This is a genomic window from Pseudomonas sp. SH10-3B, assembly GCF_019891415.1.
In the GTDB taxonomy this organism is placed as follows: Bacteria; Pseudomonadota; Gammaproteobacteria; order Pseudomonadales; family Pseudomonadaceae; genus Aquipseudomonas.
The window spans coordinates 22,577-46,481 of the sequence record NZ_JAFLXD010000043.1 but is presented as its reverse complement, the minus strand read 5'-3'; the positions used below and the strand labels follow the sequence as shown (position 1 = coordinate 46,481).

At 61.0% G+C, this 23,905-nt stretch carries 22 protein-coding genes and 2 pseudogenes; 11 read left to right on the top strand and 13 right to left on the bottom strand.

Translation table 11 applies throughout. The features are described from left to right. The first annotated feature begins 42 nt into the window (after positions 1–42). The 5 genes from J1G35_RS24760 (at position 43) to J1G35_RS24740 (ending at position 7,216) form a co-directional block, all read left to right on the top strand. Positions 43–1,434 (top strand): GntP family permease, encoded by a 1,392-nt coding sequence (locus J1G35_RS24760; RefSeq protein ID WP_223016261.1) that lies wholly within the window; start codon positions 43–45, stop codon positions 1,432–1,434. A gap of 7 nt (positions 1,435–1,441) precedes the next feature. Next, positions 1,442–2,215: a 3-hydroxybutyrate dehydrogenase gene (locus tag J1G35_RS24755; RefSeq protein WP_223016262.1), complete on the top strand. Its 774-nt coding sequence runs from the start codon at positions 1,442–1,444 to the stop codon at positions 2,213–2,215. A 93-nt stretch (positions 2,216–2,308) separates the two neighbouring features. Continuing rightward, complete coding sequence (locus J1G35_RS24750) at positions 2,309–4,267, top strand: acetoacetate--CoA ligase (RefSeq protein WP_223016263.1); 1,959 nt, start codon at positions 2,309–2,311, stop codon at positions 4,265–4,267. A 134-nt stretch (positions 4,268–4,401) separates the two neighbouring features. Then, entirely contained in the window at positions 4,402–6,909 is a 2,508-nt protein-coding gene (locus J1G35_RS24745) for a PAS domain-containing protein (RefSeq protein WP_053128290.1), read from the top strand. Between the two features lie 31 nt (positions 6,910–6,940). Further along, positions 6,941–7,216 carry a peptidylprolyl isomerase gene (locus J1G35_RS24740; protein WP_010564624.1) on the top strand — a complete coding sequence of 92 codons (276 nt, stop codon included), beginning with the start codon at positions 6,941–6,943 and terminating at the stop codon, positions 7,214–7,216. A gap of 139 nt (positions 7,217–7,355) precedes the next feature. On the opposite strand, the gene J1G35_RS24735 is transcribed toward J1G35_RS24740, so the two are convergent. From J1G35_RS24735 to J1G35_RS24700, 8 genes are all read right to left on the bottom strand, one after another. Further along, positions 7,356–8,267, bottom strand: coding sequence for a sugar kinase (locus J1G35_RS24735; protein ID WP_223016264.1), 912 nt, complete (start codon positions 8,265–8,267; stop codon positions 7,356–7,358). A gap of 10 nt (positions 8,268–8,277) precedes the next feature. Then, positions 8,278–9,486 carry an amino acid deaminase gene (locus J1G35_RS24730; RefSeq protein ID WP_053128286.1) on the bottom strand — a complete coding sequence of 403 codons (1,209 nt, stop codon included), beginning with the start codon at positions 9,484–9,486 and terminating at the stop codon, positions 8,278–8,280. A gap of 9 nt (positions 9,487–9,495) precedes the next feature. Beyond that, positions 9,496–10,260, bottom strand: a complete 765-nt coding sequence (locus J1G35_RS24725; protein ID WP_053128357.1) for an IclR family transcriptional regulator — start codon at positions 10,258–10,260, stop codon at positions 9,496–9,498. Positions 10,261–10,368: 108 nt separating this feature from the next. Beyond that, a complete protein-coding gene (locus tag J1G35_RS24720; protein WP_010210958.1) occupies positions 10,369–10,758 on the bottom strand; it encodes a RidA family protein in 390 nt (129 codons plus the stop codon). 16 nt (positions 10,759–10,774) lie between these two features. After that, entirely contained in the window at positions 10,775–11,557 is a 783-nt protein-coding gene (locus J1G35_RS24715) for an amino acid ABC transporter ATP-binding protein (protein ID WP_053128284.1), read from the bottom strand. Next, on the bottom strand, positions 11,554–12,216 hold the full coding sequence (locus J1G35_RS24710) for an amino acid ABC transporter permease (RefSeq protein WP_223016265.1): 663 nt from the start codon (positions 12,214–12,216) through the stop codon (positions 11,554–11,556). Before J1G35_RS24710 ends, J1G35_RS24715 begins: the two co-directional genes overlap by 4 nt. 11 nt (positions 12,217–12,227) lie before the next feature. Further along, positions 12,228–12,890, bottom strand: a complete 663-nt coding sequence (locus J1G35_RS24705) for an amino acid ABC transporter permease (RefSeq protein ID WP_065878346.1) — start codon at positions 12,888–12,890, stop codon at positions 12,228–12,230. 52 nt (positions 12,891–12,942) lie between these two features. Further along, positions 12,943–13,791 (bottom strand): transporter substrate-binding domain-containing protein, encoded by an 849-nt coding sequence (locus J1G35_RS24700; RefSeq protein ID WP_027608633.1) that lies wholly within the window; start codon positions 13,789–13,791, stop codon positions 12,943–12,945. 331 nt (positions 13,792–14,122) lie between these two features. On the opposite strand from J1G35_RS24700, the gene J1G35_RS24695 reads away from it, so the two are divergent. Further along, the gene (locus J1G35_RS24695; protein ID WP_053128278.1) at positions 14,123–14,371 is read left to right on the top strand and encodes a hypothetical protein; all 249 of its coding nucleotides are present in this window, start codon (positions 14,123–14,125) and stop codon (positions 14,369–14,371) included. Positions 14,372–14,439: 68 nt separating this feature from the next. Continuing rightward, a pseudogene (locus J1G35_RS24690) lies at positions 14,440–14,736 on the top strand (thioredoxin family protein); the annotation flags it as partial. Between the two features lie 19 nt (positions 14,737–14,755). Here J1G35_RS24690 and J1G35_RS24685 read toward each other — a convergent pair. Both J1G35_RS24685 and sohB (J1G35_RS24680) read right to left on the bottom strand, forming a co-directional pair. Then, positions 14,756–16,324, bottom strand: coding sequence for a TerC family protein (locus tag J1G35_RS24685; protein WP_223016266.1), 1,569 nt, complete (start codon positions 16,322–16,324; stop codon positions 14,756–14,758). A gap of 475 nt (positions 16,325–16,799) precedes the next feature. Further along, positions 16,800–17,825: a protease SohB gene (gene sohB, locus J1G35_RS24680; protein ID WP_223016267.1), complete on the bottom strand. Its 1,026-nt coding sequence runs from the start codon at positions 17,823–17,825 to the stop codon at positions 16,800–16,802. Positions 17,826–18,021: 196 nt separating this feature from the next. On the opposite strand from sohB (J1G35_RS24680), the gene J1G35_RS24675 reads away from it, so the two are divergent. Continuing rightward, positions 18,022–18,732 carry a histidine phosphatase family protein gene (locus J1G35_RS24675; protein WP_223016268.1) on the top strand — a complete coding sequence of 237 codons (711 nt, stop codon included), beginning with the start codon at positions 18,022–18,024 and terminating at the stop codon, positions 18,730–18,732. A 56-nt stretch (positions 18,733–18,788) separates the two neighbouring features. After that, the gene (locus J1G35_RS24670; protein WP_005788868.1) at positions 18,789–19,103 is read left to right on the top strand and encodes an SCP2 sterol-binding domain-containing protein; all 315 of its coding nucleotides are present in this window, start codon (positions 18,789–18,791) and stop codon (positions 19,101–19,103) included. Between the two features lie 134 nt (positions 19,104–19,237). Here the strand turns inward: J1G35_RS24670 and J1G35_RS24665 are convergent, their stop codons facing one another. Together J1G35_RS24665 and J1G35_RS24660 are read right to left on the bottom strand one after the other, a co-directional pair. Continuing rightward, positions 19,238–19,552, bottom strand: coding sequence for an SCP2 sterol-binding domain-containing protein (locus tag J1G35_RS24665; protein WP_005788868.1), 315 nt, complete (start codon positions 19,550–19,552; stop codon positions 19,238–19,240). Positions 19,553–19,608: 56 nt separating this feature from the next. Continuing rightward, positions 19,609–20,319, bottom strand: a complete 711-nt coding sequence (locus J1G35_RS24660; RefSeq protein ID WP_223016268.1) for a histidine phosphatase family protein — start codon at positions 20,317–20,319, stop codon at positions 19,609–19,611. Between the two features lie 196 nt (positions 20,320–20,515). Here J1G35_RS24660 and sohB (J1G35_RS24655) point away from each other — a divergent pair, with 196 nt between their 5' ends. Then, positions 20,516–21,541 (top strand): protease SohB, encoded by a 1,026-nt coding sequence (gene sohB / locus J1G35_RS24655; RefSeq protein WP_223016267.1) that lies wholly within the window; start codon positions 20,516–20,518, stop codon positions 21,539–21,541. Between the two features lie 475 nt (positions 21,542–22,016). Beyond that, a complete protein-coding gene (locus J1G35_RS24650; protein ID WP_223016266.1) occupies positions 22,017–23,585 on the top strand; it encodes a TerC family protein in 1,569 nt (522 codons plus the stop codon). Between the two features lie 19 nt (positions 23,586–23,604). Here J1G35_RS24650 and J1G35_RS24645 read toward each other — a convergent pair. Further along, positions 23,605–23,895 (bottom strand): annotated as a pseudogene (locus J1G35_RS24645) (thioredoxin family protein); the annotation flags it as partial. Positions 23,896–23,905: the final 10 nt, after the last annotated feature.

Below are 23,905 nucleotides of genomic sequence, written 5' to 3'. Positions count from 1 at the left end.
ACCGCTTCACCCACAACAATAACAATCCGATGGAGACACACCATGAGTGTGATCATTGCCCTGGCAGCGCTCGCGTTGCTGATGCTGGCTGCCTACCGTGGCTATAGCGTTATCCTGTTTGCCCCCATCGCCGCCCTCGGCGCCGTGCTGCTCACCGACCCGTCCGCCGTCGCCCCTGCCTTTACCGGGGTGTTCATGGAGAAAATGGTCGGCTTTATCAAACTGTATTTCCCGGTGTTCCTGCTCGGTGCGGTGTTTGGCAAGCTGATCGAGCTGTCAGGCTTCTCGCGCTCTATCGTGGCGGCAGCGATCCGCCTGCTCGGCACCCGCCAGGCCATGCTGGTGATCGTGCTGGTCTGCGCCCTGCTCACCTACGGCGGCGTGTCGCTGTTTGTGGTGGTGTTTGCGGTGTACCCGTTCGCGGCGGAGATGTTCCGCCAGAGCAATATCCCCAAGCGCCTGATCCCGGCGACCATCGCCCTCGGTGCGTTCTCGTTCACCATGGACGCCCTGCCCGGCACGCCGCAGATCCAGAACATCATCCCCAGCACCTTCTTCAACACCACCGCCTGGGCCGCGCCGTGGCTGGGGCTGATCGGCACGATCTTCGTGTTCTGCACCGGCATGCTCTACCTGGCGCGCCAGCGCAACAAGGCACAACGCGCCGGTGAAGGCTACGGTACCGAACTGCGCAACGAGCCGGAGACCGCCGAGAACATTGCCCTGCCCAACCCGTGGATCGCGCTGTCGCCGCTGATTCTGGTGGGCGTGATGAACCTGCTGTTCACCCACTGGATCCCGCAGTGGTACGGCAAGACCCACAGCCTCAGCCTGCCGGGCATGAGCGCACCGATAACCACTGAAATCGCCAAGCTCACCGCGATCTGGGCGGTGCAGGCGGCGTTGCTGGTGGGCATCATCATGGTGCTGGTGTTTGGCTGGTCAGCGATCAAAAGCAAGCTCGCCGAAGGCAGTAAAAGTGCGGTCAGCGGCGCCTTGCTGGCGGCGATGAACACCGCGTCCGAATACGGCTTCGGTGCAGTGATCGCCTCGCTGCCGGGCTTTCTGGTCCTGGCGGACTGGCTCAAGGGCATCCCCAACCCGCTGGTCAACGAAGCGATTACCGTGACCCTGCTGGCCGGTATCACCGGCTCTGCGTCCGGCGGCATGAGCATCGCCCTGGCGGCCATGTCCGAGAGCTTTATTTCGGCGGCCCATGCGGCCAATATTCCCCTTGAAGTGCTGCACCGGGTCGCGGCCATGGCCAGCGGCGGCATGGACACCCTGCCCCACAACGGCGCGGTGATCACCCTGCTGGCGGTGACCGGCCTGACCCACCGCGAAGCCTACAAGGACATTTTCGGCATCACGATTATCAAGACCCTCGCGGTGTTCGTGGTGATCGGTACTTTCTACGCCACCGGCATTGTGTGAGGTTTTCATGACGACTTTGAACGGCAAGACCGCCCTGGTTACCGGCTCCACCAGCGGCATCGGTCTGGGTATCGCACTGAGCCTGGCCAAGGCCGGTGCCAACCTGATCCTCAACGGCTTCGGCGACGCCAGCGCGGTGGTCGCCCAGGTGCAAGCGTTTGGCGGCAAGGTCGGCCATCACCCGGCGGACGTCAGCGACCCGGCGCAGATTGCCGACATGCTCGCCTACGCCGAGCGTGAGTTCGGCGGCGTCGACATCCTGGTCAACAACGCCGGCATCCAGCACGTGGCGGCGGTGGAGGACTTCCCAGTGGAGCGCTGGGACTCGATCATCGCGATCAACCTGTCGTCGGTGTTCCACAGCACGCGCTTGAGCCTGCCAGGCATGAAGGCCAAGGGTTGGGGGCGTATCGTCAACATCGCCTCGGTGCACGGCCAGGTCGGCTCGGTGGGCAAGGCCGCGTATGTGGCCGCCAAGCACGGCGTGATCGGCTTGACCAAAGTGGTGGGTCTGGAGACCGCCACCAGCAACGTGACCTGCAATGCAATCTGCCCCGGCTGGGTGTTGACGCCGCTGGTGCAGAAGCAGATTGATGATCGCGTGGCCAATGGCGTCGATCCGCAGCAGGCGCAGCATGATCTGCTGGCGGAGAAACAGCCGTCGCTTGAGTTCGTGACGCCGTCGCAGCTGGGTGAGCTGGTGCTGTTCTTGTGCAGCGAGGCCGGTGCGCAGGTGCGGGGGGCGGCGTGGAACATTGATGGCGGCTGGCTGGCCCAATAAACCAGACACTGAAAATCAGTGTGGGAGGGGGCCCTCTCCCACATTTGACCTATGTTGACGGGTAGATTTTTACAAGAACAAGAGACCTTGCTGATGTCCGAGATCCTCTGGCAACCCTCCCCGGAACGCATCCGCAACACGCGGATGGACCAGTTTCGACGCTTTATCAATGATCGCCACGGCGTGCAGCTCGCCGACTACCCGGCCCTGCACCAGTGGAGCATCGACCAGCGCCCGGACTTCTGGCAGGCGATCGTCACGTTCTTCGAGGTGCAGTTTCGCAGCCCGCCCAGCGCGGTGCTGATCGAAGATGCCGAGATGCCCAGCGCCCAGTGGTTCCCCGGCGCGACCCTGAACTTTGCCGAGCACCTGCTGCGCCGTCGCGATGATCACCCGGCCGTGGTCGCGATCAGTGAAGACGGCCAGCGCGAACAACTCACCTACGCCGAGCTGGCTGCCCATGTCGCCGGCCTGCAAGACAGCCTGCGGGCGGCCGGTGTCGGCAGCGGTGACCGGGTGGCCGCCTGCATGCCCAACACCTGGCAAACCCTGGTCGGCATGCTCGCCACCACCAGCCTGGGCGCGATCTGGTCGTGCTCCTCACCAGACTTCGGCACCCAAGGTGTCATCGACCGTTTTGGCCAGATCCAACCCAAGGTGCTGATCACCTGCGCCGGGTACCGCTACGCCGGTAAAACCATCGACCAAAGCGCCAAGCTCAATGAGATCCTCGAACGCCTGCCGTCCCTGGAACAATTGATCATCGTCCCGTATGCACGGCCCCAGGCATGCGTCGAGGACTATAAAACCCAGGCCCGCGTCGCGCTGTGGAGCGACTTCTACCAACCCGGCGGCGAGCCTGAGTTCGTCGCGGTGCCGTTCGATCACCCGCTGTATATCCTCTATTCCAGCGGCACCACCGGCGTGCCCAAATGCATCATCCACGGCACCGGCGGCGTGCTGCTTACCCACCTCAAGGAACACGGCCTGCACGCGGATCTGTCTCGCGAGGACTGTCTGTTCTACTACACCACCTGCGGCTGGATGATGTGGAACTGGCTGGTCTCGATGCTGGCAATCGGCGCCACGGCGGTGCTGTATGACGGCTCGCCGTTCCACCCCGGCCCGGAACGCCTGATCGACCTGATCGACGCGGAAAAGATCAGCGTGTTCGGCACCAGTCCCAAGTTCCTCGTCACCCTGGAAAAGGCCGGGCTGCAACCGCGCCTGAGCCATGACTTGGGCAGCCTCAAGGGGCTGATTTCCACCGGTTCGCCGCTGTCGCCCCAGAGCTACGACTACGTGTACCGCGAGATCAAGGCCGAGCTGTGCCTGTCCTCAATGTCTGGGGGCACCGATATCGTCTCCTGCTTTGTGATCGGTAACCCGGTGTTGCCGGTGCGGCGCGGGGAAATGCAGTGCAAGAGCCTGGCGATGGCCATCGAGGTGTGGGACGACCAAGGCCGGCCGTTGGTCGGGGAAAAAGGCGAGTTGGTGTGCACCCGGCACTTTCCGGCGATGCCCATCGGCTTGTGGAACGACCCGGACCAGCAGAAGCTGCGCGCCTCGTATTTCAGTCAGTTCCCCGGCGTATGGGCCCAGGGCGACTACGCCGAGCAACGCGCCAACGGCAGCCTGCTGATTCACGGCCGCTCCGACGCAGTGCTCAACCCGGGCGGCGTGCGCATCGGCACTGCGGAGATTTATCGCCAGGTGGAAAAAGTCCCGCAGGTGCTGGAAAGCCTGGCCATCGGCCAACGCTGGCAGGACGATGTGCGGGTGGTGCTGTTCGTGCGCCTGGATGACGGCGTGATGCTGGACGACGCCCTGGAGCAACACATCCGCCAGGTGATCCGCGCCAACACCACGCCGCGCCATGTGCCGGCGAAAATCCTCGCTGTCAGCGATATCCCCCGCACCATCAGCGGCAAGATCGTCGAACTGGCGGTGCGTAACGTGGTGCACGGCGAGCCGGTGAAAAACACCGACGCACTGGCCAATCCGCAGGCGCTGGAGCAGTTCCGCGACCGCCCTGAACTGGCCGAGGGATGAAAGGTTTCAGCCCTGAAGCACTCATTTGAAGACAAACCCCCAATGCATGCTATTTTTCGAGGGTAGTCATCCATCGGTGTCCCACGGGATAATGGGTGTTGTCATTTTTCAAAGCGTTACGCTCAGGGCTTTTTATGAAGGGAACAACCACCGGCAGCGAAGCCGCTGCATTGATTGCGCGGCTGGACTGGGCCCAAAGCCCCCTCGGTGAGGCCAATGATTGGCCGCAAAGCCTGCGCACAGCCGTGGATATCGTGGTCAACTCACCGATGCCGATGCTCCTGCTGTGGGGCAGCCAACTGACCCAACTCTACAACGACGGCTTCGCCTTGCTGGCGGGCAATAAACACCCCGAGGCCATGGGAAAGCCGGCGCACCAGAGCTGGCCGGAACTCGAAAGCTTCACCGCACCGATCTACGACGCCGTGCTGACCGGCCAGGTGCGCACCTTCAGCGAGCAGCGCTTCGTCCTGCAACGCAATAATCGCGACACTGAAATCTGGCTGGACCTGACCTACAGCCCCATCCGCGACGAAAGCGCCCGCGTGGCCGGCATCCTGGTCACGGCCATCGAAACCAACGAGCGCCGCCGGGCCCAGCACAACACCGAGCAGCGCCTGCAACTGGCCCTGGCCGCCACCGACGCGGTGGGCACCTGGGATTGGGATATTGGCGAAGACCGCTTTATCGCCGACGCGCACTTCGCCTACCTGCACGGCGTCGACCCGAGCGCGTCCGGCCAGTTGCCGATCAGCGACTACCTGCTGGGCGTGCATCCCGAAGACCGGGGCACGGTGACGCGCAGCATCAAGCATTGCATCACCCATGGCACCGAATACGCCGAGGAATACCGCCTGCAACAAGCCGACGGCCAGGTGCGCTGGGTGTTTGCCCGTGGCCGTTGCTACAAGGATCACCAGGGCCGCCCGGCGCGTTTCCTCGGCGCGGCACTCGACCTCACCGAGCGCAAGCATACCGAGCAAGCCCTGCGCCAAAGCCAGACCGAGCTGCAGTTGATCATCAACGCCATGCCGGTACTGATCGGCTACGTCGACCACGAGCAGCGCTTTCGCCTGAACAACAGCGCCTACCTCGACTGGTACGGCATGACGCCCCAGGAGCTGTACGGCAAGACCATCCGCGAGGTACTCGGCGACGAGGTGTACGCCGGGCGCGAAGACAAGATCGCCGCCGCGCTCAAGGGCAAGGCCTGCAGTTTCATGACCATCACCCCCCATCGCGATGGTCGCCCGCGTCATGCGCTGATGAAATACCTGCCGCGCTTCAGCAATGACGGCTCGGTAAACGGCTTCTACATCTTTGTGATCGATGAAACCGAACGCAAACTCACCGAAGAAGCCCTTCGTCACCTCAACGAGAACCTCGAAGAACGCGTGGCCCAGCGCACCCAGGCGCTGGCCGAAGCCAACGAACGCCTGCAAAACGAGATGTTCGAGCGTGAGCGCGCCGAAGATGCCCTGCGCCATGCGCAGAAGATGGAAGCCGTGGGCCAACTCACCGGCGGTATCGCCCATGACTTCAACAATATGCTCACCGGCATCATCGGCAGCCTGGACCTGATGCAGCGCTACATCGCCGCCGGGCGCAGCGAGGAGATCGGCCGTTTCACCGACGCCGCCGTGTCCTCGGCCCATCGCGCAGCCGCCCTCACCCACCGCCTGCTGGCCTTCTCGCGGCGCCAGTCGCTGGACCTTCGCCCGCTGGACCCCAACCAGCTGGTGGCGTCCCTGGAGGAACTGTTCCAGCGCACCAAGGGCGCACATATCACGCTCAAGGTGCAACTGGGCCACGACATCTGGCCGGTCAACACCGACGCCAGCCAATTGGAAAACGCCCTGCTCAACCTGGTGATCAACGCCCGCGATGCCATGCCCGACGGCGGCGAACTGCTGATCGAAACCGCCAACAGTTACCTGGACGGCACCGACATCACCACCCTCGAACCGGTCAGGGCCGGCGACTATGTGATGCTTGGCGTGTGTGACAACGGCAGCGGCATGGCGCCGAAGATTCTCGCCAAGGCGTTCGACCCGTTCTTCACCACCAAACCCATCGGCCAGGGCACGGGCCTTGGGCTGTCGATGATCTATGGGTTTGCCCAGCAGTCCGGTGGCCATGTGACCATCCAAAGCGAACCGGGCCAGGGCACCTGCGTGCGCCTATACCTGCCACGCCTGCACGGCACCGCCCTGGAGAGCAGCCTGCCCACTCATTTGGGCGAAGCCCCGGTAGCCCTTGCCGGCGAAGCGGTGGTGGTGGTCGAAGACGACCCGGCGGTGCGCATGCTGGTGGTCAATGTGCTCGACGAGTTGGGCTACACCGCGCACCAGGCAGCGGATGCGCGTGCGGCGCTGCCGTTGCTGGAGTCGGATTTGCGCGTAGACCTGCTGGTGACCGACGTCGGCCTGCCCGGTATGAACGGCCGTCAACTGGCAGAGATCGCCCGCCAGCATCGGCCGGGCCTGAAGGTGCTGTTCATGACCGGCTACGCGGAAAAAGCCGCCGAGCGCCAGGGCTTCCTGGAGGACGGCATGGACATGGTCGCCAAGCCGTTTTCCGTCGACGTGCTGGCGACCAAAATCCGCAGCATGATCAGCGTTGATGGTGCAGTTAAGGCATAATCGCGCGCCGTCGCACACCTGGTAGAGATCAATGAAAGCCCAAGCCCGTCATATCCTGGTGAAAACCAGCGAAGAAGCCGAACAACTCAAGCAGCGCATTGCCAAGGGCGAAGCCTTTGATGTGCTGGCCAAGAAGTACTCCACCTGCCCGTCCGGCAAACGCGGGGGCGATTTGGGCGAAGTGCGGCCGGGACAGATGGTCGGGGTGATTGATGCGGTGATCTTCAAGAAGCCAGTGAAGGTGGTTCACGGGCCGATCAAGAGCAAGTTTGGGTATCACCTGGTGCAGGTGTTTTACCGCGACTGAGGCGTTGACTTAAGACCGCTATCGGGAGCAAGCCCCCTCCCACAGGGGATCGCATTCCTCCAGATGAAATGCGTTCAAATGTGGGAGGGGCTGTGCGACGATTCGACTTGCCCCCGATCCGCCGCAGGCGGCCATTCACCTACTCCCTGGGGATCAGCGCACCCGGCACCTGGATAACCCGGCTCGCCAGCCGATGCCCGGCCAAAGCGGCCTCCTGCGGCGAACCACCCTTGAGCCGACTGGCCAGGTACGCCGCGCTGAATGAATCCCCCGCCGCCGTGGTGTCCACCACCTTCTCCACCTTCAATGCCGGCACAACAAAGCGCTCGCCGTCGCAACGAATCAAACACGCATCCGCACCGCGCTTGAGCACCACTTCCGCAATCGCCGGGTACGCCGCGAACACCTGTTCGCTGTCGGCATAACCAAACAACGCGCGTTCGTCATCTTCGGTCAGCAAGGCGATATCCACCTCGGCCAGTACTGTGCGATAAGCCTCACGGGCAACGTCCACCGTGGCCCACAGTCGCGGCCGGTAGTTGTTGTCGAACACCACTGCGCCGCCACGCCGGCGGGTTTCGATCAGCACTTCGAGCAAGCGCTGGCGCCCGACTTCACCCAGCACCGCCAGGGTAATGCCGCTGAAATACACCACGTTGTAGTCCGGCAATGCCGCCAGGATCGGTACGGCCGCCGGCGTGGTAAAGCAGTCACGCACGGCCGCTTCGTTGCGCCAGTAGAGGAATTTGCGTTCGCCGTTGGCATCGGTCTGGATGCAGTACAAACCCGGTAAGCGTCCGGGCAAGCGCTGGACCTTACTCAGCCCCAGACCTTCTTCGGCCCAGTGCGCACACATGGCGTCGCTGAAGCTGTCATCGCCCAGGGCGGTGACATAGTCCACCGTGCCGATATCCTCCAGCTCACGGCGCAGGTACACCGCCGCGTTCAGGGTGTCGCCACCGAAGCTCTGTTGCAGGCTGCCGTCGGCGCGGTGTTGCAGTTCGATCATGCATTCGCCGATCAGGGCGATGCGGGGATGGGTGGTGGTCATGGCTTTACACTCAGAAACGGGTTTCCAGGGACTCAATCACCTGCAACTGCTCATCCACCAGGCAACCGACCTGCCACTTGTCGAAGGTCAGGCAAGGGTGCGAGGTGCCAAAGGAAATGATGTCGCCGATGCGCAGCTCTACCCCCGGCGCTATGGTCATGAAGGCGTGCTGGTCCATCACGGCGGTGACGGTGCAGGCGCTCACGTCATCGCCTTCGGCGGTCAGGATCCCGGCGCGGTAACGCTTGAGCGGCACCGGCAACCCGGCGTCGTAGGCCACGTCGCGCTTGCCCAGGGCGATCACCGCAAAACCCGGCTCAGGCAACGACTGCACATGGGCCCAGACTTCCAGGGCCGGGCGCAGGCCTTCATGCAGGTCGCTGCGGCGGTCGAGCACGCAGCATTGCGCCGCTTTGTAGATGCCATGGTCGTGGGCCACGTAGCTGCCGGGGCGCAATACGCTGAGGAAACGGCCGGCGGCGTTTTGCGTTTCGAAGGACTCGGCGATCAGGTCATACCAGGCCGAGCCCGACGCGGTGATGATGGGCTTGGGCAGGTCGAAGGAGCCATTGTTTTGCAGGTCCACGGCCAGGCGCACCAGGCTCGCGGCGAAGTCGCGGATGCCACTGATGGCGTGCTCGCCGTGAATCACTCCTTCGTAGCCTTCAATCCCGGTGAGCGCCAGGGCCGGCTGGGCCTTGATCGCCTTGGCCAGATCGCGCACCTCCTGCTCGCTGCGGCAACCGCAACGGCCGCCGACCACGCCGTACTCGATCATCACGTTGAGGCGCAGGCCACGAGCGGCGAAGAACAGCCCCAGGTCAGCGACGTTGTCCGGATGGTCGACCATGCAGTGGAAGTCAAAATCCTTGTCGGCCAACAGGTCGGCAATCAACGCCATGTTCGGCGCCCCCACCAGTTGGTTGGCCATCAGCACACGGCGCACGCCACCGGCATACGCGGCGCGGGTCTGCACTGCGTTGGCCAGGGTGATGCCCCAGGCACCTTGGGCGATCTGGCGCTGGAACAGCGCGGGCATCATGCTGGTTTTGCCATGGGGCGCGAGTTCGGCGCCGCTGTTGCTGACGAAATCCTGCATCCAGCGAATGTTGTGCTCCAGGGCGTCGCGGTGCAGCACCAGGGCAGGCAGGCTGACGTCACGGACCAGGTAGGCACCGACCGCGGCGGCGCCCTTTTCAACGGCATTGATGGCAGACATGAAATGCTCCTATTCGTTGATGCGACGGGCCAGGTTGTTGGCGCTGTCGATCAGCACCCGGCGATAGTCGTTGTAGTTTTTGCTCGCATCGGCCCGTGGGGCGACGATGCACAGCGTCGCAATGCTGACGCCCTGCGCGTCCCGGACCGGGGCGGCAAAGCAGTGGGTAAAGGTGTCAGCCACGCTGTCGAAGGAAAAGAACCCGTCGAGGGTGGCCTGGCGGATTTGCGCGAGGAAGGTCTCCAGCGGCAGGCGCTGGCCATCCGGCAGGATAAAGTCGTCGTGGTCGATCAGGTCGATGATCTGCTGGTCGCTCAAGTGCCCCAGCAACAGGCGCCCGGAGGCTGTCCACGGAATGGGCGCGTTTTCACCGATGTCCGAGGAAATACGGAAATGCCGCTCGCCTTCGCGCATCAGCGCCACCGTGTATTTGCGCCCGTTAAGCAGGCACATCTGCGCGGTCTCGTGGGTTTGGCTGACGATCTCCTGCAAAGCATGGTCGGCCTCGCGGGTCAGGTCGAAATGGCGTAGATGCGCCTGGCCGAGGAAGTACAGCTGACGGCCGAGGTAGACGTGACCGTCTTTGCCCACGGTTTCGAGGATGCGCCGCTCAAGCAGGGACGCAACCAGTTCGTAGACCGTGGATTTGGGGCTGCCGATGCCGCTGGCAATATCATTCGGGCGCAGGGGCTGGCCGATTTCCTTGAGAAAATCGAGGATATCGAATGCACGGTCCAGGCCTTTGGCGCGGCGTTTGATGGTGTCTTCGGTCATGGCAGTGTCTGGTCCCGTCAAAATGCTATGGTCTGGCAGAGATCCCCTGTGGGAGGGGGCTTGCCCCCTCCCACATTGAACCTGTTGTGGTCTCAAGATCCGGGCAATTTAGCCCTTTTTCTTGTAGGCCACGCAATCAATCTCGACCTTGCAATCCACCATCATGTTGGCCTGCACACAGGCCCGCGCCGGGGCGTGTTCCGGGGTGAAGTATTCGCCGAAGACCTTGTTGAAACTCCAGAAGTCCCGCGGGTCTTCCAGCCACACGCCCACCCGCACCACGTCTTTCAACTCGTAGCCGGCTTCTTCGAGGATTGCCACCACATTGCGCATGGTCTGCCGGGTTTGCTCGATGATCCCGCCGGTGATGATTTCGCCGTCCACCGCAGGCACTTGGCCCGAGACGTACAACCAACCGTCCGCTTCCACCGCGCGGGCGAAGGGACGAGGCTGGCCACCGCCGGCAGTACTGCCGGCACCGTAACGAGTGATGCTCATAAAAATATGCTCCTGATTAAAAACGAATGTTCTTGAGAAATTCCGCCAGGCGCGGCGATTGCGGCCGCTCGAAGATGTCCTTCGACGAGCCCTGCTCTTCAATCCGGCCCTGGTTCATAAAGACGATCTTGTCCGAGACTTCATAGGCAAAGCGCATTTCGTGGGTGACCAGCAACATGGTCATGCCCTCCTCTGCCAGGCCCTTGATCACGCTGAGCACTTCGCCTACCAGTTCCGGGTCGAGGGCCGAGGTGACTTCGTCGAACAGCATCAGGCTGGGGTTCATCGCAATGGCGCGGGCAATCGCTACACGCTGCTGTTGGCCGCCGGACAACTGGCCCGGGAAGTGATTGCGGCGCTCCAAAAGTCCTACACGGTCCAACCATTTTTCCGCGAGTGCCACCGCCTCGTCCTTAGGCATTTTCTTAACTTTCAATAAGCCCAGAGTCACGTTCTGCAACGCGCTCAAATGCGGGAACAGGTTGAACTGCTGGAACGCCATGCCGGTCATCGCTCGGTGCTGTGCGATCACGCGCTCGGGGTGACGCACGCGCTTGCCGCCGATGTCGCTGTAGCCGATGGACTCGCCATCCAGGGTGATCTGCCCGCCCTGGAATTCTTCCAGCAAGTTGACGCAACGCAACAGGGTGGTCTTGCCCGAGCCGCTGGAGCCGATCAACGTCACCACGTTGCCGCGCTGCATGGACAGGTCGACGCCCTTGAGCACTTCGACCTCGCCGTATTGTTTACGCAGGCCGCGGATATTCAGCAGCGGCTCGGTTGTTTGAGGTTGGTTCATGGCAAGGCCACCCGCTTTTCAATGTAGCGCCCGAATAACTCGATGGCGTAGTTGATGACAAAGAACAGAAACCCGGCGAACAGGTAGAACTCCAGGGTCATGAAGGTACGTGCGATCACCTGCTGGGTACTCAGCAGCAATTCAGCGACGCCGATCACCGAGAGCAAGGTCGAGGCCTTGACGATTTCCGTCGAGGAATTGACCCAGGTCGGCAGGATCTGCCGCAACGCCTGGGGCAACAACACGTAGGCCAGGGACTGCTGGAACGTCAGGCCAATCGCCTTGCCCGCTTCCAGTTGCCCCCGGGGAATGGCTTGCAGCGCACCGCGCACGATTTCCGAGACGTGGGAGCCGCAGAACAGCGTAAGCCCGACGGCGCCGGCCTGGAACGCGGTGATCTTCCAGCCCAGGGCCGGCAGCATGTAGAAACACGCCAACACCAGCACAAACACCGGGGTGCCACGGATCAGGTCGACATACAGGCGAAACGGCGCACGCATCCAGAATTTGCCGTAGGTCAACACCAGCCCGGCGAATATGCCAATCAGGGTGCCAAAGATAATCGCCAGCGCCGAGCAATAAATGCTGGTCTGAAACCCCGCCCAGAGGGTATCCCGGGCGATCCACAACTCATGCAGCCAGCTGGGGGACTCGTACATGGAAACTCTCCTTAACGACGGATCGCCAGACGCTGTTCCAGGTAACGGAGCAGCATGGCAATGAGGTAACAGGCCGCCACGTAGAGCGCGGTCGTGACCAGCCAGGTTTCAATCACCCGGTAGCTTTCGACGTTGATCTTGCGGGCGTAATAGGTCAGCTCGGGCACCGCGATAGCGGCGGCCAGGGAGGTGTCCTTGAACAGCGAGATAAAGTTGTTCGACAGCGCGGGCAGCACGTTACGCAGCATCACCGGCACGGTGATATAGGCGCGGATCCGCCATTCGCCGAGGCCGATGGCCAGCCCTGCTTCGCGCAAGCCCTTGGGAATATTCAACAGCCCGGCGCGGAACACTTCGGTCAGGTAGGCACCGGCGTAAAGCGACAAGGTGATGATGAACGAGGGAATCTTGTCCAGGCGGATGCCGAGGCTGGGCAAGGCGAAGTAGATCAACAGGATCAGCACCAGGATCGGCGTATTGCGGATCACCGTCACATACACCGAGGCGAAGATGCGCAACGCGCGGTGTTTGGACAACATGGCAAACGCCATCAACAGGCCGATCACGCAGCCGATGGCGATCGACAGCAATGCCAGTTGCAGGCCCAGACCGAGCCCCGCCAGCAAGGTGTCGAAATCACGCCACACGGCGGCAAAGTTCAACTGATAGTTCATGGTCAGCAGTACCTGATGGGGGCGCCGTTGACGGCGCCCCGGTTTTCACGAATCACTTGAACTCGACGGGGAAACCAATCGCAGGCTCCGGCAGGTCCACACCAAACCACTGCTTGAACGAGGCTTTGTAGGTGGGGAACTCCACACCGGTCATGGCTTCATGCAGCGCGGTGTTGACGAAGTTCAGCCAATCCTGGTCGCCACGCTTGACCGCGCACGCGTAGGTTTGCGGGCTCCAGGCGTAGGCAGGGCTGCGATAGCGGCCGGGGTTCTGCACCATCAGGTATTTGACCGAGGACTGGTCGGTGGCGGCGGCATCGGCGCGACCGGAGTTCACCGCCTGGTACATCAGGTCGACGCTGTCGTACTGGTCGACCTTGGCCTTGGGCAGTGCCTGGTGCACCAATTCCTCGGCGTAGACGTTCTGCAGTACAGCCACGGTGACGCCATCACCGGCCGCTTGCAGGTCTTCAATCTCTTTGTACTTGCTGTTGTTCGGCAGCAGCAGGCCCACGCCTTCGCGGTAGTACGGCAGGGTGAACGCCACTTGCTGCGCACGGCTGGCGGTGACGGTGATGAACTGGCAGCTCATGTCGACCTTGTCGGTCAGCAGGTTGGGAATGCGTGCGTCGGAGGACTGCACCACAAACTCGACCTTGCTCGGGTCGTTGAACAAGCCCTTGGCCACAATGCGGCCGATGTCGATATCAAACCCCTGCAACTTGCCATCCGCTCCCTGGAAGTGCCACGGCGCATTGGTACTGCCTGTACCCACGATCAGGTGCCCACGCTTGAGCACATCATCGAGCTTGCTGTCCGCCGCCTGCACGATGCCTGCGAGGGAAGCCGATGCGGCGAAGAGAAAAACACACGCTTTAAACACGGAAGGTCGGTGATGCATGACAAGCACTCCAGGAGTTGTGTATTCCGCTATACCGGAACTTAGTATGTAACAACGGAATATACAGCAGAAAGTGTGCCACACATGCCGGGTGAAACCTATGACCTCGATAAAGTGCTTAGTAATCAGACAGATAAATCGCGACCTGAGATGCGGCGTTGCGCCAGCACTTGCAAGCGGATTGCTACCCAAGGCCTCACAAGGAGGTGACAGCACGATTCAGTGCGTCACCGCCCCGTTACTACGCACATCGGCGGTGCACCCGCCCATGGAAAATCCGCAGTGCTGGACTAGTCTTTGGCACACGCCTCATGACAAGGACCGCACTCCGATGAAGTTCAGTCTCACCCTGGTTTTGCTGTGTTTTCTGGCGGCCGGCAGCGCGCAGGCCAGCAACGACCGCCGCGAATGCAAAGAAGAACTGCGCAAGCTCAAAGCAGCGTTCGACACCAACTACACCAGCCAGAATCACCATGGCTATCGCCGCGCCAAGGCGTCCAGCGACAATGAGGAATACCGCAAATGCGCGAGCCAGGCCCGCAAGGCGCGCGAACGTGCGGAGCGTGATGCCAACCTGTAAAGGTTGACAGTAGACGATGGCGGTCCCCGGGCTTAGCGTTGGCAAAAGCCTGCACGGCTCACAGGGAGATGATCATGGGGATTGCCACCGCAACCATTGCCAATGCCGAAGACTACCGGCGCGTGCTGAGCACTTCACGCCCGGTGTTCATGCTGTTCATCTCAGCTCACTGCCCGGCCTGCGGGGTAGCCGGGCCGCTGTTTGAGCAGATTGCCGGTAAGTACCGATCGGTGATGAGCCTGGTACTCGATTGCGCGGAAACGCCGAGGCACCCAGAGGTTACAGGTACCCCGACGCTACTGATCTTCCAGAACGGCACCTTGATGGAAACATTCAAAGGTTTCGGGCCGGAGGAGCAGCAAGCGCAGTTTGTGGAGGAAACCTTCAGGCGTTATGCACGCCGCAAGGGTGCAAAATCACCTGCGTCACCCGCCGCTCCTCTACCGCCGCCACCGTCAGGCGCCAGCCCTCATGCTCCAGGCCATCACCCACCACTGGCAGGCGGTCGAGCAGGCTCATCACCAGACCGGCCAGCGTCTGGTAGTCCTCGGTCGCAACAGCCTTGAAGCCGGTACGTTGACGAATCTGGGTGAGGTTCAAGGCGCCATTGGCACGGAAGCCAGGGCCCTCCTCGACAATATCCGGCCCTTCGATTTCACTGGCGTCCGGCAATTCACCGGCGATGGATTCCAGAATGTCGGTCATGCTCAATACGCCCATGAAGTCACCGAATTCGTTGATCACGAAGGCGATATGGGTCGACTCCTGGCGCATCTGCTCCAGGGCATTGAGGATCGAAAAGCTCTCCAGCAGGTTGATCGCCCGACGCGCGAGGTGCTCCAGGTTCGGCTCGTTGCCGGCCAGGTACTCCTTGAGCAATTCCTTCTTGTGCACGAAGCCCAGCGGCTCGTCCACGGCACCGTTACGGATCAACGGCAGGCGTGAGTAGGACGAGTGCATCAGTTTCAAGCGAATCGTATCGGGATCGTCTGCCAGGTCGATAAAGTCGACGTTGGCCCGCGGCGTCATCAAGGTGCGAATCGGCCGCTCAGCCAGTTGCAGCACACCACTGATCATCACCCGCTCACGTCGGTCGAACAGCGGACCTTGCGCAGCATCCGTCTCGCCCAACAGGTCAGCCACCTCTTCACCCACTTCTTCCACCGCCAGGCTGCGACCGCCAAGCAAGCGCATCACCGCATGGGCTGTACGCTCACGTACCGGCAACACACCCTGGGCAGACTTCTTGCGACGAGCGCGGGCAATCTGGTTGAACACCTCGATCAGGATCGAGAAACCGATGGCCGCGTACAGGTAGCCCTTCGGAATATGGAAACCCAGTCCTTCGGCGGTCAGGGCGAAACCGATCATCATCAGGAAGCCCAGACACAGCATGATCACCGTCGGGTGGGCGTTGACGAAGCGGGTCAGCGGCTTGCTCGCGACGATCATCAGGCCGATGGAAATGATCACGGCGATCATCATCACCGCCAACTCATCGACCATGCCCACGGCAGTAATGACCGCATCCAGAGAGAACACCGCGTCGAGCACCACGATCTGCGCCACGATTGGCCAGAACATGGCGTACGCCACATTGCCCGAGCGCTGGGCCACATGGCCTTCCAGGCGTTCGTGCAATTCCATGGTGGCCTTGAACAACAGGAACACACCGCCGAACAGCATGATCAGGTCACGGCCGGAGAAGCTCTTGTCGAACACCTCGAACAGCGGCTGGGTCAGGGTCACCAACCAGGAAATACTCGCCAGCAGGCCCAGGCGCATCAGCAACGCCAGGGACAAACCGATCAAGCGCGCACGGTCACGCTGCTCCGGCGGCAGCTTGTCCGCCAGGATCGCGATAAACACCAGGTTGTCGATGCCGAGCACCAGTTCCAGCACAATCAAGGTCAACAGGCCGAGCCAGGCCGTTGGATCCGCTAACCATTCCATTTATATAAGTCTCTCTACGGGTTTCAGAATGCCGGGCACGGCAAAGCGCGGTCAGTGGACCGGGACAAGGTTAGCAGTCGGAATACGGGATGTTTCAGCGGGAACGGCGACAGTGGATGTCTTGGGGAAAGACGACTGGGAGGCTCCGAGAGGATGTTCATGCAGGTCCTGAAATAACAAAAGGACTTGGATCCTACAGTCGAAACACAAACTTCATACAATATAAAAATGTTACCAAACCTGTCTTCGATCCCCACACAAAACGAGGTGGGAGGGGCTTGCCCTAATCCAGTCAGTTAAGGCTTTTTGTAGGAGCGAGCTTGCTCGCGAAAAACTCACAGGCGCCGCGTTCATTCAGGAAGCACGCGTTATCGTTGACGTTTTTCGCGAGCAAGCTCGCTCCTACAGGAGGCGATGTACGCTTAGCTGACTGGCAAGCGCCCGCCCACAGGTATGACCTATACCCCAAAGAGGGTTACCAGAACCGTTGCTGGGTCAGGCGGCTCCACCAGGTCAGCAGCACTCGGTCTACCGAGCCGCTGGCCGCCAGGCCCACCCGCTCCTGCAGGCTTTTACGCTCGGCATAGTGCAGGTGGAAGACCTCGGCGGTCTTGGCCTTGGTGGCCAGGTATTCGTCGCTGGTTTGCAGTTCGTCGACCAGTTGCTTATCCAGCGCTGCAACGCCCAGCCACACCTCTCCGGTCGCTACGTCGTCAATCGCCAGCTGTGGGCGATAACGCGAGACGAAGTTCTTGAACAACTGATGGGTGATGTCCAGGTCTTCCTGGAACTTCTCGCGGCCCTTCTCGGTGTTTTCGCCAAACACCGTGAGGGTGCGTTTGTACTCGCCGGCGGTCAGCACTTCAAAGTCGATGTCGTGTTTTTTCAGCAGGCGGTTGACGTTGGGCAACTGCGCCACTACGCCAATCGAGCCAAGGATGGCAAACGGGGCGCTGATGATCTTCTCGCCGATGCACGCCATCATGTAGCCGCCGCTGGCCGCGACCTTGTCGATGCACACGGTCAACGGCACGCCCGCCTGGCGGATACGCGCCAGTTGCGACGACGCCAGGCCGTAGCTGTGGACCATGCCGCCGCCGCTTTCCAGGCGCAGCACCACTTCGTCCTTGGGCGTGGCCAGGCTCAGCAGGGCGGTGATTTCATGGCGCAGGCTCTCGGTGGCCGAGGCCTTGATATCGCCGTCGAAATCCAGCACGAACACCCGTGGCTTGGTTTCGGGCTTCTTCTTGCTGTTCTTCTTTTCGGCTTTGCTTTCGGACTTGCGCAGGGTCTTGAGCTGCTCTTTGTCGAGCAGGCTCGACTCAAGGCGCTCACGCAGGCCCTTATAGAAGTCATTGAGCTTGCTGACCTGCAGTTGCCCGGCGGCTTTGCGACGCCCTTTGCTGCGCAGTGCCGCGAAGCTGATCAGTACCACCAGAATAGCGATCACCAGGGTGACGGTCTTCGCCAGAAAGCTCGCGTATTCAGCCAAAAAATCCATGTGTCTCCTTAAACAATGCACGGCGCCAGGCGCGGATTGGCCAAGCATACCGACGGGATCGCCGGGCGACCAGTGCTCAAACCGCCAGCAGGTGCGCGCTCTAACGAGGTTTTAAAACAAGCGTATGTTTTTTCATTGACAGCTCCCTGGCATCCTCATAACCTCGCCAGACTTTCAACGTACCGGGAAAACGGACGTGGGCAGCATCTATCTGATTCGACATGGCCAGGCCTCCTTCGGTGCAGACGACTATGACGTCCTGTCGCCCGTCGGCGTGGAACAAGCGCAAGTGCTCGGTCGTCATCTGGCGGACATGGGCCTGGTGTTCGACCGCTGCATAGCCGGCGACCTGCGCCGCCAGCAGCACACGGCCACTGCCGCCTTCGATCAATACAGCACCCTCGGCCTGCCGGTGCCTGCATTGGAAACCGACAGCGCCTTCAACGAATTCGACGCCGACGCAATCATCCGCGCCCTGCTCCCCGACCTGCTCAGCAGCGAACCCGACGCCCTGGACATCCTGCGCAACGCTGCGCAAAACCGCAGCGAATTCCAACGCATTTTCGCCCTGATCATCGAACGCTGGCTGGCCGGCACCTATGACCCGCCGGGGTTGGAAAGCTGGCTGGGCTTCGTCGAGCGCGTCCAAGGAGGCCTGCAACGCATTCTTGAACTGGCGGACAACACACAGAAAATCGCCGTGTTCACTTCCGGCGGCACCATCACCGCCCTGCTCCACCTGATTACCCGGATGCCTGCCGCCCAGGCCTTCGAACTGAACTGGCAAATTGTTAACACCTCGCTCAACCAGCTGAAATTCCGCGGTCGCGAGGTGGCACTGGCTTCCTTCAACAGTCACACCCACTTGCAACTGTTGAAGGCGCCGCAACTCATCACCTTCCGATGAAGTGCGGCCAACCGTGACCCCAAGGTCACTGGACTCACCATAAAAGGATCGAAACCATGACTGACGTAGCTAAAGCCGTAGAAGCAATGAAAGCCAAATTCAACCCAAGCGCTGCTGAAGGCTTGGACCTGGTGTTCGGTTTCCGTATCGACGACACCAAGAACTTTTCCCTGGTGGTCAAAGACAAGACCTGCGAACTGCAAGAAGGCGAAAACCCGGACGCTCAAGTGACTCTGGTCATGGACAGCGAGACCCTGGAAGGCATCGTCGACGGTTCCACCGACGGCATGCAGGCCTTCATGGGCGGCAAGCTGCGCACCGAAGGCGACATGATGCTGGCCATGAAGCTGAGCGAACTGTTCCCTTCCTGATTCACGGGCAACCCTGAATCTCTGTGGGAGGGGGCTTGCTCCCGATGGCGGTTGGTCAGTCGCTTCATCAGTTGACTGACCCACCGCTATCGGGAGCAAGCCCCCTCCCACAGAGATTCAGGGTTGCCCGTGAATCAGGAAGGGAACAGTTCGCTCAGCTTCATGGCCAGCATCATGTCGCCTTCGGTGCGCAGCTTGCCGCCCATGAAGGCCTGCATGCCGTCGGTGGAACCGTCGACGATGCCTTCCAGGGTCTCGCTGTCCATGACCAGAGTCACTTGAGCGTCCGGGTTTTCGCCTTCTTGCAGTTCGCAGGTCTTGTCTTTGACCACCAGGGAAAAGTTCTTGGTGTCGTCGATACGGAAACCGAACACCAGGTCCAAGCCTTCAGCAGCGCTTGGGTTGAATTTGGCTTTCATTGCTTCTACGGCTTTAGCTACGTCAGTCATGGTTTCGATCCTTTTATGGTGAGTCCAGTGACCTTGGGGTCACGGTTGGCCGCACTTCATCGGAAGGTGATGAGTTGCGGCGCCTTCAACAGTTGCAAGTGGGTGTGACTGTTGAAGGAAGCCAGTGCCACCTCGCGACCGCGGAATTTCAGCTGGTTGAGCGAGGTGTTAACAATTTGCCAGTTCAGTTCGAAGGCCTGGGCGGCAGGCATCCGGGTAATCAGGTGGAGCAGGGCGGTGATGGTGCCGCCGGAAGTGAACACGGCGATTTTCTGTGTGTTGTCCGCCAGTTCAAGAATGCGTTGCAGGCCTCCTTGGACGCGCTCGACGAAGCCCAGCCAGCTTTCCAACCCCGGCGGGTCATAGGTGCCGGCCAGCCAGCGTTCGATGATCAGGGCGAAAATGCGTTGGAATTCGCTGCGGTTTTGCGCAGCGTTGCGCAGGATGTCCAGGGCGTCGGGTTCGCTGCTGAGCAGGTCGGGGAGCAGGGCGCGGATGATTGCGTCGGCGTCGAATTCGTTGAAGGCGCTGTCGGTTTCCAATGCAGGCACCGGCAGGCCGAGGGTGCTGTATTGATCGAAGGCGGCAGTGGCCGTGTGCTGCTGGCGGCGCAGGTCGCCGGCTATGCAGCGGTCGAACACCAGGCCCATGTCCGCCAGATGACGACCGAGCACTTGCGCTTGTTCCACGCCGACGGGCGACAGGACGTCATAGTCGTCTGCACCGAAGGAGGCCTGGCCATGTCGAATCAGATAGATGCTGCCCACGTCCGTTTTCCCGGTACGTTGAAAGTCTGGCGAGGTTATGAGGATGCCAGGGAGCTGTCAATGAAAAAACATACGCTTGTTTTAAAACCTCGTTAGAGCGCGCACCTGCTGGCGGTTTGAGCACTGGTCGCCCGGCGATCCCGTCGGTATGCTTGGCCAATCCGCGCCTGGCGCCGTGCATTGTTTAAGGAGACACATGGATTTTTTGGCTGAATACGCGAGCTTTCTGGCGAAGACCGTCACCCTGGTGATCGCTATTCTGGTGGTACTGATCAGCTTCGCGGCACTGCGCAGCAAAGGGCGTCGCAAAGCCGCCGGGCAACTGCAGGTCAGCAAGCTCAATGACTTCTATAAGGGCCTGCGTGAGCGCCTTGAGTCGAGCCTGCTCGACAAAGAGCAGCTCAAGACCCTGCGCAAGTCCGAAAGCAAAGCCGAAAAGAAGAACAGCAAGAAGAAGCCCGAAACCAAGCCACGGGTGTTCGTGCTGGATTTCGACGGCGATATCAAGGCCTCGGCCACCGAGAGCCTGCGCCATGAAATCACCGCCCTGCTGAGCCTGGCCACGCCCAAGGACGAAGTGGTGCTGCGCCTGGAAAGCGGCGGCGGCATGGTCCACAGCTACGGCCTGGCGTCGTCGCAACTGGCGCGTATCCGCCAGGCGGGCGTGCCGTTGACCGTGTGCATCGACAAGGTCGCGGCCAGCGGCGGCTACATGATGGCGTGCATCGGCGAGAAGATCATCAGCGCCCCGTTTGCCATCCTTGGCTCGATTGGCGTAGTGGCGCAGTTGCCCAACGTCAACCGCCTGCTGAAAAAACACGACATCGACTTTGAAGTGCTGACCGCCGGCGAGTACAAACGCACCCTCACGGTGTTTGGCGAAAACACCGAGAAGGGCCGCGAGAAGTTCCAGGAAGACCTGGACATCACCCATCAGTTGTTCAAGAACTTCGTCTCGCGTTATCGCCCACAGCTGGCGATTGACGACGTAGCGACCGGAGAGGTGTGGCTGGGCGTTGCAGCGCTGGATAAGCAACTGGTCGACGAACTGCAAACCAGCGACGAATACCTGGCCACCAAGGCCAAGACCGCCGAGGTCTTCCACCTGCACTATGCCGAGCGTAAAAGCCTGCAGGAGCGGGTGGGCCTGGCGGCCAGCGGCTCGGTAGACCGAGTGCTGCTGACCTGGTGGAGCCGCCTGACCCAGCAACGGTTCTGGTAACCCTCTTTGGGGTATAGGTCATACCTGTGGGCGGGCGCTTGCCAGTCAGCTAAGCGTACATCGCCTCCTGTAGGAGCGAGCTTGCTCGCGAAAAACGTCAACGATAACGCGTGCTTCCTGAATGAACGCGGCGCCTGTGAGTTTTTCGCGAGCAAGCTCGCTCCTACAAAAAGCCTTAACTGACTGGATTAGGGCAAGCCCCTCCCACCTCGTTTTGTGTGGGGATCGAAGACAGGTTTGGTAACATTTTTATATTGTATGAAGTTTGTGTTTCGACTGTAGGATCCAAGTCCTTTTGTTATTTCAGGACCTGCATGAACATCCTCTCGGAGCCTCCCAGTCGTCTTTCCCCAAGACATCCACTGTCGCCGTTCCCGCTGAAACATCCCGTATTCCGACTGCTAACCTTGTCCCGGTCCACTGACCGCGCTTTGCCGTGCCCGGCATTCTGAAACCCGTAGAGAGACTTATATAAATGGAATGGTTAGCGGATCCAACGGCCTGGCTCGGCCTGTTGACCTTGATTGTGCTGGAACTGGTGCTCGGCATCGACAACCTGGTGTTTATCGCGATCCTGGCGGACAAGCTGCCGCCGGAGCAGCGTGACCGTGCGCGCTTGATCGGTTTGTCCCTGGCGTTGCTGATGCGCCTGGGCCTGCTGGCGAGTATTTCCTGGTTGGTGACCCTGACCCAGCCGCTGTTCGAGGTGTTCGACAAGAGCTTCTCCGGCCGTGACCTGATCATGCTGTTCGGCGGTGTGTTCCTGTTGTTCAAGGCCACCATGGAATTGCACGAACGCCTGGAAGGCCATGTGGCCCAGCGCTCGGGCAATGTGGCGTACGCCATGTTCTGGCCAATCGTGGCGCAGATCGTGGTGCTCGACGCGGTGTTCTCTCTGGATGCGGTCATTACTGCCGTGGGCATGGTCGATGAGTTGGCGGTGATGATGATCGCCGTGATCATTTCCATCGGCCTGATGATCGTCGCGAGCAAGCCGCTGACCCGCTTCGTCAACGCCCACCCGACGGTGATCATGCTGTGTCTGGGCTTCCTGATGATGATCGGTTTCGCCCTGACCGCCGAAGGACTGGGTTTCCATATTCCGAAGGGCTACCTGTACGCGGCCATCGGTTTCTCGATCCTGATCGAGGTGTTCAACCAGATTGCCCGCGCTCGTCGCAAGAAGTCTGCCCAGGGTGTGTTGCCGGTACGTGAGCGTACAGCCCATGCGGTGATGCGCTTGCTTGGCGGTCGCAGCCTGGCGGTGGAAGAAGTGGGTGAAGAGGTGGCTGACCTGTTGGGCGAGACGGATGCTGCGCAAGGTCCGCTGTTCGACCGACGTGAGCGGGTGATGATCAGTGGTGTGCTGCAACTGGCTGAGCGGCCGATTCGCACCTTGATGACGCCGCGGGCCAACGTCGACTTTATCGACCTGGCAGACGATCCCGATACGATTCGCTTGAAACTGATGCACTCGTCCTACTCACGCCTGCCGTTGATCCGTAACGGTGCCGTGGACGAGCCGCTGGGCTTCGTGCACAAGAAGGAATTGCTCAAGGAGTACCTGGCCGGCAACGAGCCGAACCTGGAGCACCTCGCGCGTCGGGCGATCAACCTGCTGGAGAGCTTTTCGATCCTCAATGCCCTGGAGCAGATGCGCCAGGAGTCGACCCATATCGCCTTCGTGATCAACGAATTCGGTGACTTCATGGGCGTATTGAGCATGACCGACATTCTGGAATCCATCGCCGGTGAATTGCCGGACGCCAGTGAAATCGAAGGGCCGGATATTGTCGAGGAGGGCCCTGGCTTCCGTGCCAATGGCGCCTTGAACCTCACCCAGATTCGTCAACGTACCGGCTTCAAGGCTGTTGCGACCGAGGACTACCAGACGCTGGCCGGTCTGGTGATGAGCCTGCTCGACCGCCTGCCAGTGGTGGGTGATGGCCTGGAGCATGAGGGCTGGCGCCTGACGGTGGCGGCGGTAGAGGAGCGGCGGGTGACGCAGGTGATTTTGCACCCTTGCGGCGTGCATAACGCCTGAAGGTTTCCTCCACAAACTGCGCTTGCTGCTCCTCCGGCCCGAAACCTTTGAATGTTTCCATCAAGGTGCCGTTCTGGAAGATCAGTAGCGTCGGGGTACCTGTAACCTCTGGGTGCCTCGGCGTTTCCGCGCAATCGAGTACCAGGCTCATCACCGATCGGTACTTACCGGCAATCTGCTCAAACAGCGGCCCGGCTACCCCGCAGGCCGGGCAGTGAGCTGAGATGAACAGCATGAACACCGGGCGTGAAGTGCTCAGCACGCGCCGGTAGTCTTCGGCATTGGCAATGGTTGCGGTGGCAATCCCCATGATCATCTCC

Excerpts from the sequence above, each read along its gene's own strand:
- J1G35_RS24755 (WP_223016262.1), top strand. The coding sequence starts at position 1,442 with ATGACGACTTTGAACGGCAAGACCGCCCTGGTTACCGGCTCCACCAGC.
- sohB (WP_223016267.1), top strand. The coding sequence starts at position 20,516 with ATGGATTTTTTGGCTGAATACGCGAGCTTTCTGGCGAAGACCGTCACC.
- J1G35_RS24650 (WP_223016266.1), top strand. The coding sequence starts at position 22,017 with ATGGAATGGTTAGCGGATCCAACGGCCTGGCTCGGCCTGTTGACCTTG.
- J1G35_RS24700 (WP_027608633.1), bottom strand. The coding sequence starts at position 13,791 with ATGCATCACCGACCTTCCGTGTTTAAAGCGTGTGTTTTTCTCTTCGCC.
- J1G35_RS24705 (WP_065878346.1), bottom strand. The coding sequence starts at position 12,890 with ATGAACTATCAGTTGAACTTTGCCGCCGTGTGGCGTGATTTCGACACC.
- J1G35_RS24760 (WP_223016261.1), top strand. The coding sequence starts at position 43 with ATGAGTGTGATCATTGCCCTGGCAGCGCTCGCGTTGCTGATGCTGGCT.
- J1G35_RS24745 (WP_053128290.1), top strand. The coding sequence starts at position 4,402 with ATGAAGGGAACAACCACCGGCAGCGAAGCCGCTGCATTGATTGCGCGG.
- J1G35_RS24715 (WP_053128284.1), bottom strand. The coding sequence starts at position 11,557 with ATGAACCAACCTCAAACAACCGAGCCGCTGCTGAATATCCGCGGCCTG.
- J1G35_RS24750 (WP_223016263.1), top strand. The coding sequence starts at position 2,309 with ATGTCCGAGATCCTCTGGCAACCCTCCCCGGAACGCATCCGCAACACG.
- J1G35_RS24665 (WP_005788868.1), bottom strand. The coding sequence starts at position 19,552 with ATGACTGACGTAGCTAAAGCCGTAGAAGCAATGAAAGCCAAATTCAAC.
- J1G35_RS24740 (WP_010564624.1), top strand. The coding sequence starts at position 6,941 with ATGAAAGCCCAAGCCCGTCATATCCTGGTGAAAACCAGCGAAGAAGCC.
- J1G35_RS24710 (WP_223016265.1), bottom strand. The coding sequence starts at position 12,216 with ATGTACGAGTCCCCCAGCTGGCTGCATGAGTTGTGGATCGCCCGGGAT.
- J1G35_RS24670 (WP_005788868.1), top strand. The coding sequence starts at position 18,789 with ATGACTGACGTAGCTAAAGCCGTAGAAGCAATGAAAGCCAAATTCAAC.
- J1G35_RS24730 (WP_053128286.1), bottom strand. The coding sequence starts at position 9,486 with ATGTCTGCCATCAATGCCGTTGAAAAGGGCGCCGCCGCGGTCGGTGCC.
- J1G35_RS24720 (WP_010210958.1), bottom strand. The coding sequence starts at position 10,758 with ATGAGCATCACTCGTTACGGTGCCGGCAGTACTGCCGGCGGTGGCCAG.
- J1G35_RS24725 (WP_053128357.1), bottom strand. The coding sequence starts at position 10,260 with ATGACCGAAGACACCATCAAACGCCGCGCCAAAGGCCTGGACCGTGCA.
- J1G35_RS24685 (WP_223016266.1), bottom strand. The coding sequence starts at position 16,324 with ATGGAATGGTTAGCGGATCCAACGGCCTGGCTCGGCCTGTTGACCTTG.
- J1G35_RS24695 (WP_053128278.1), top strand. The coding sequence starts at position 14,123 with ATGAAGTTCAGTCTCACCCTGGTTTTGCTGTGTTTTCTGGCGGCCGGC.
- J1G35_RS24735 (WP_223016264.1), bottom strand. The coding sequence starts at position 8,267 with ATGACCACCACCCATCCCCGCATCGCCCTGATCGGCGAATGCATGATC.
- sohB (WP_223016267.1), bottom strand. The coding sequence starts at position 17,825 with ATGGATTTTTTGGCTGAATACGCGAGCTTTCTGGCGAAGACCGTCACC.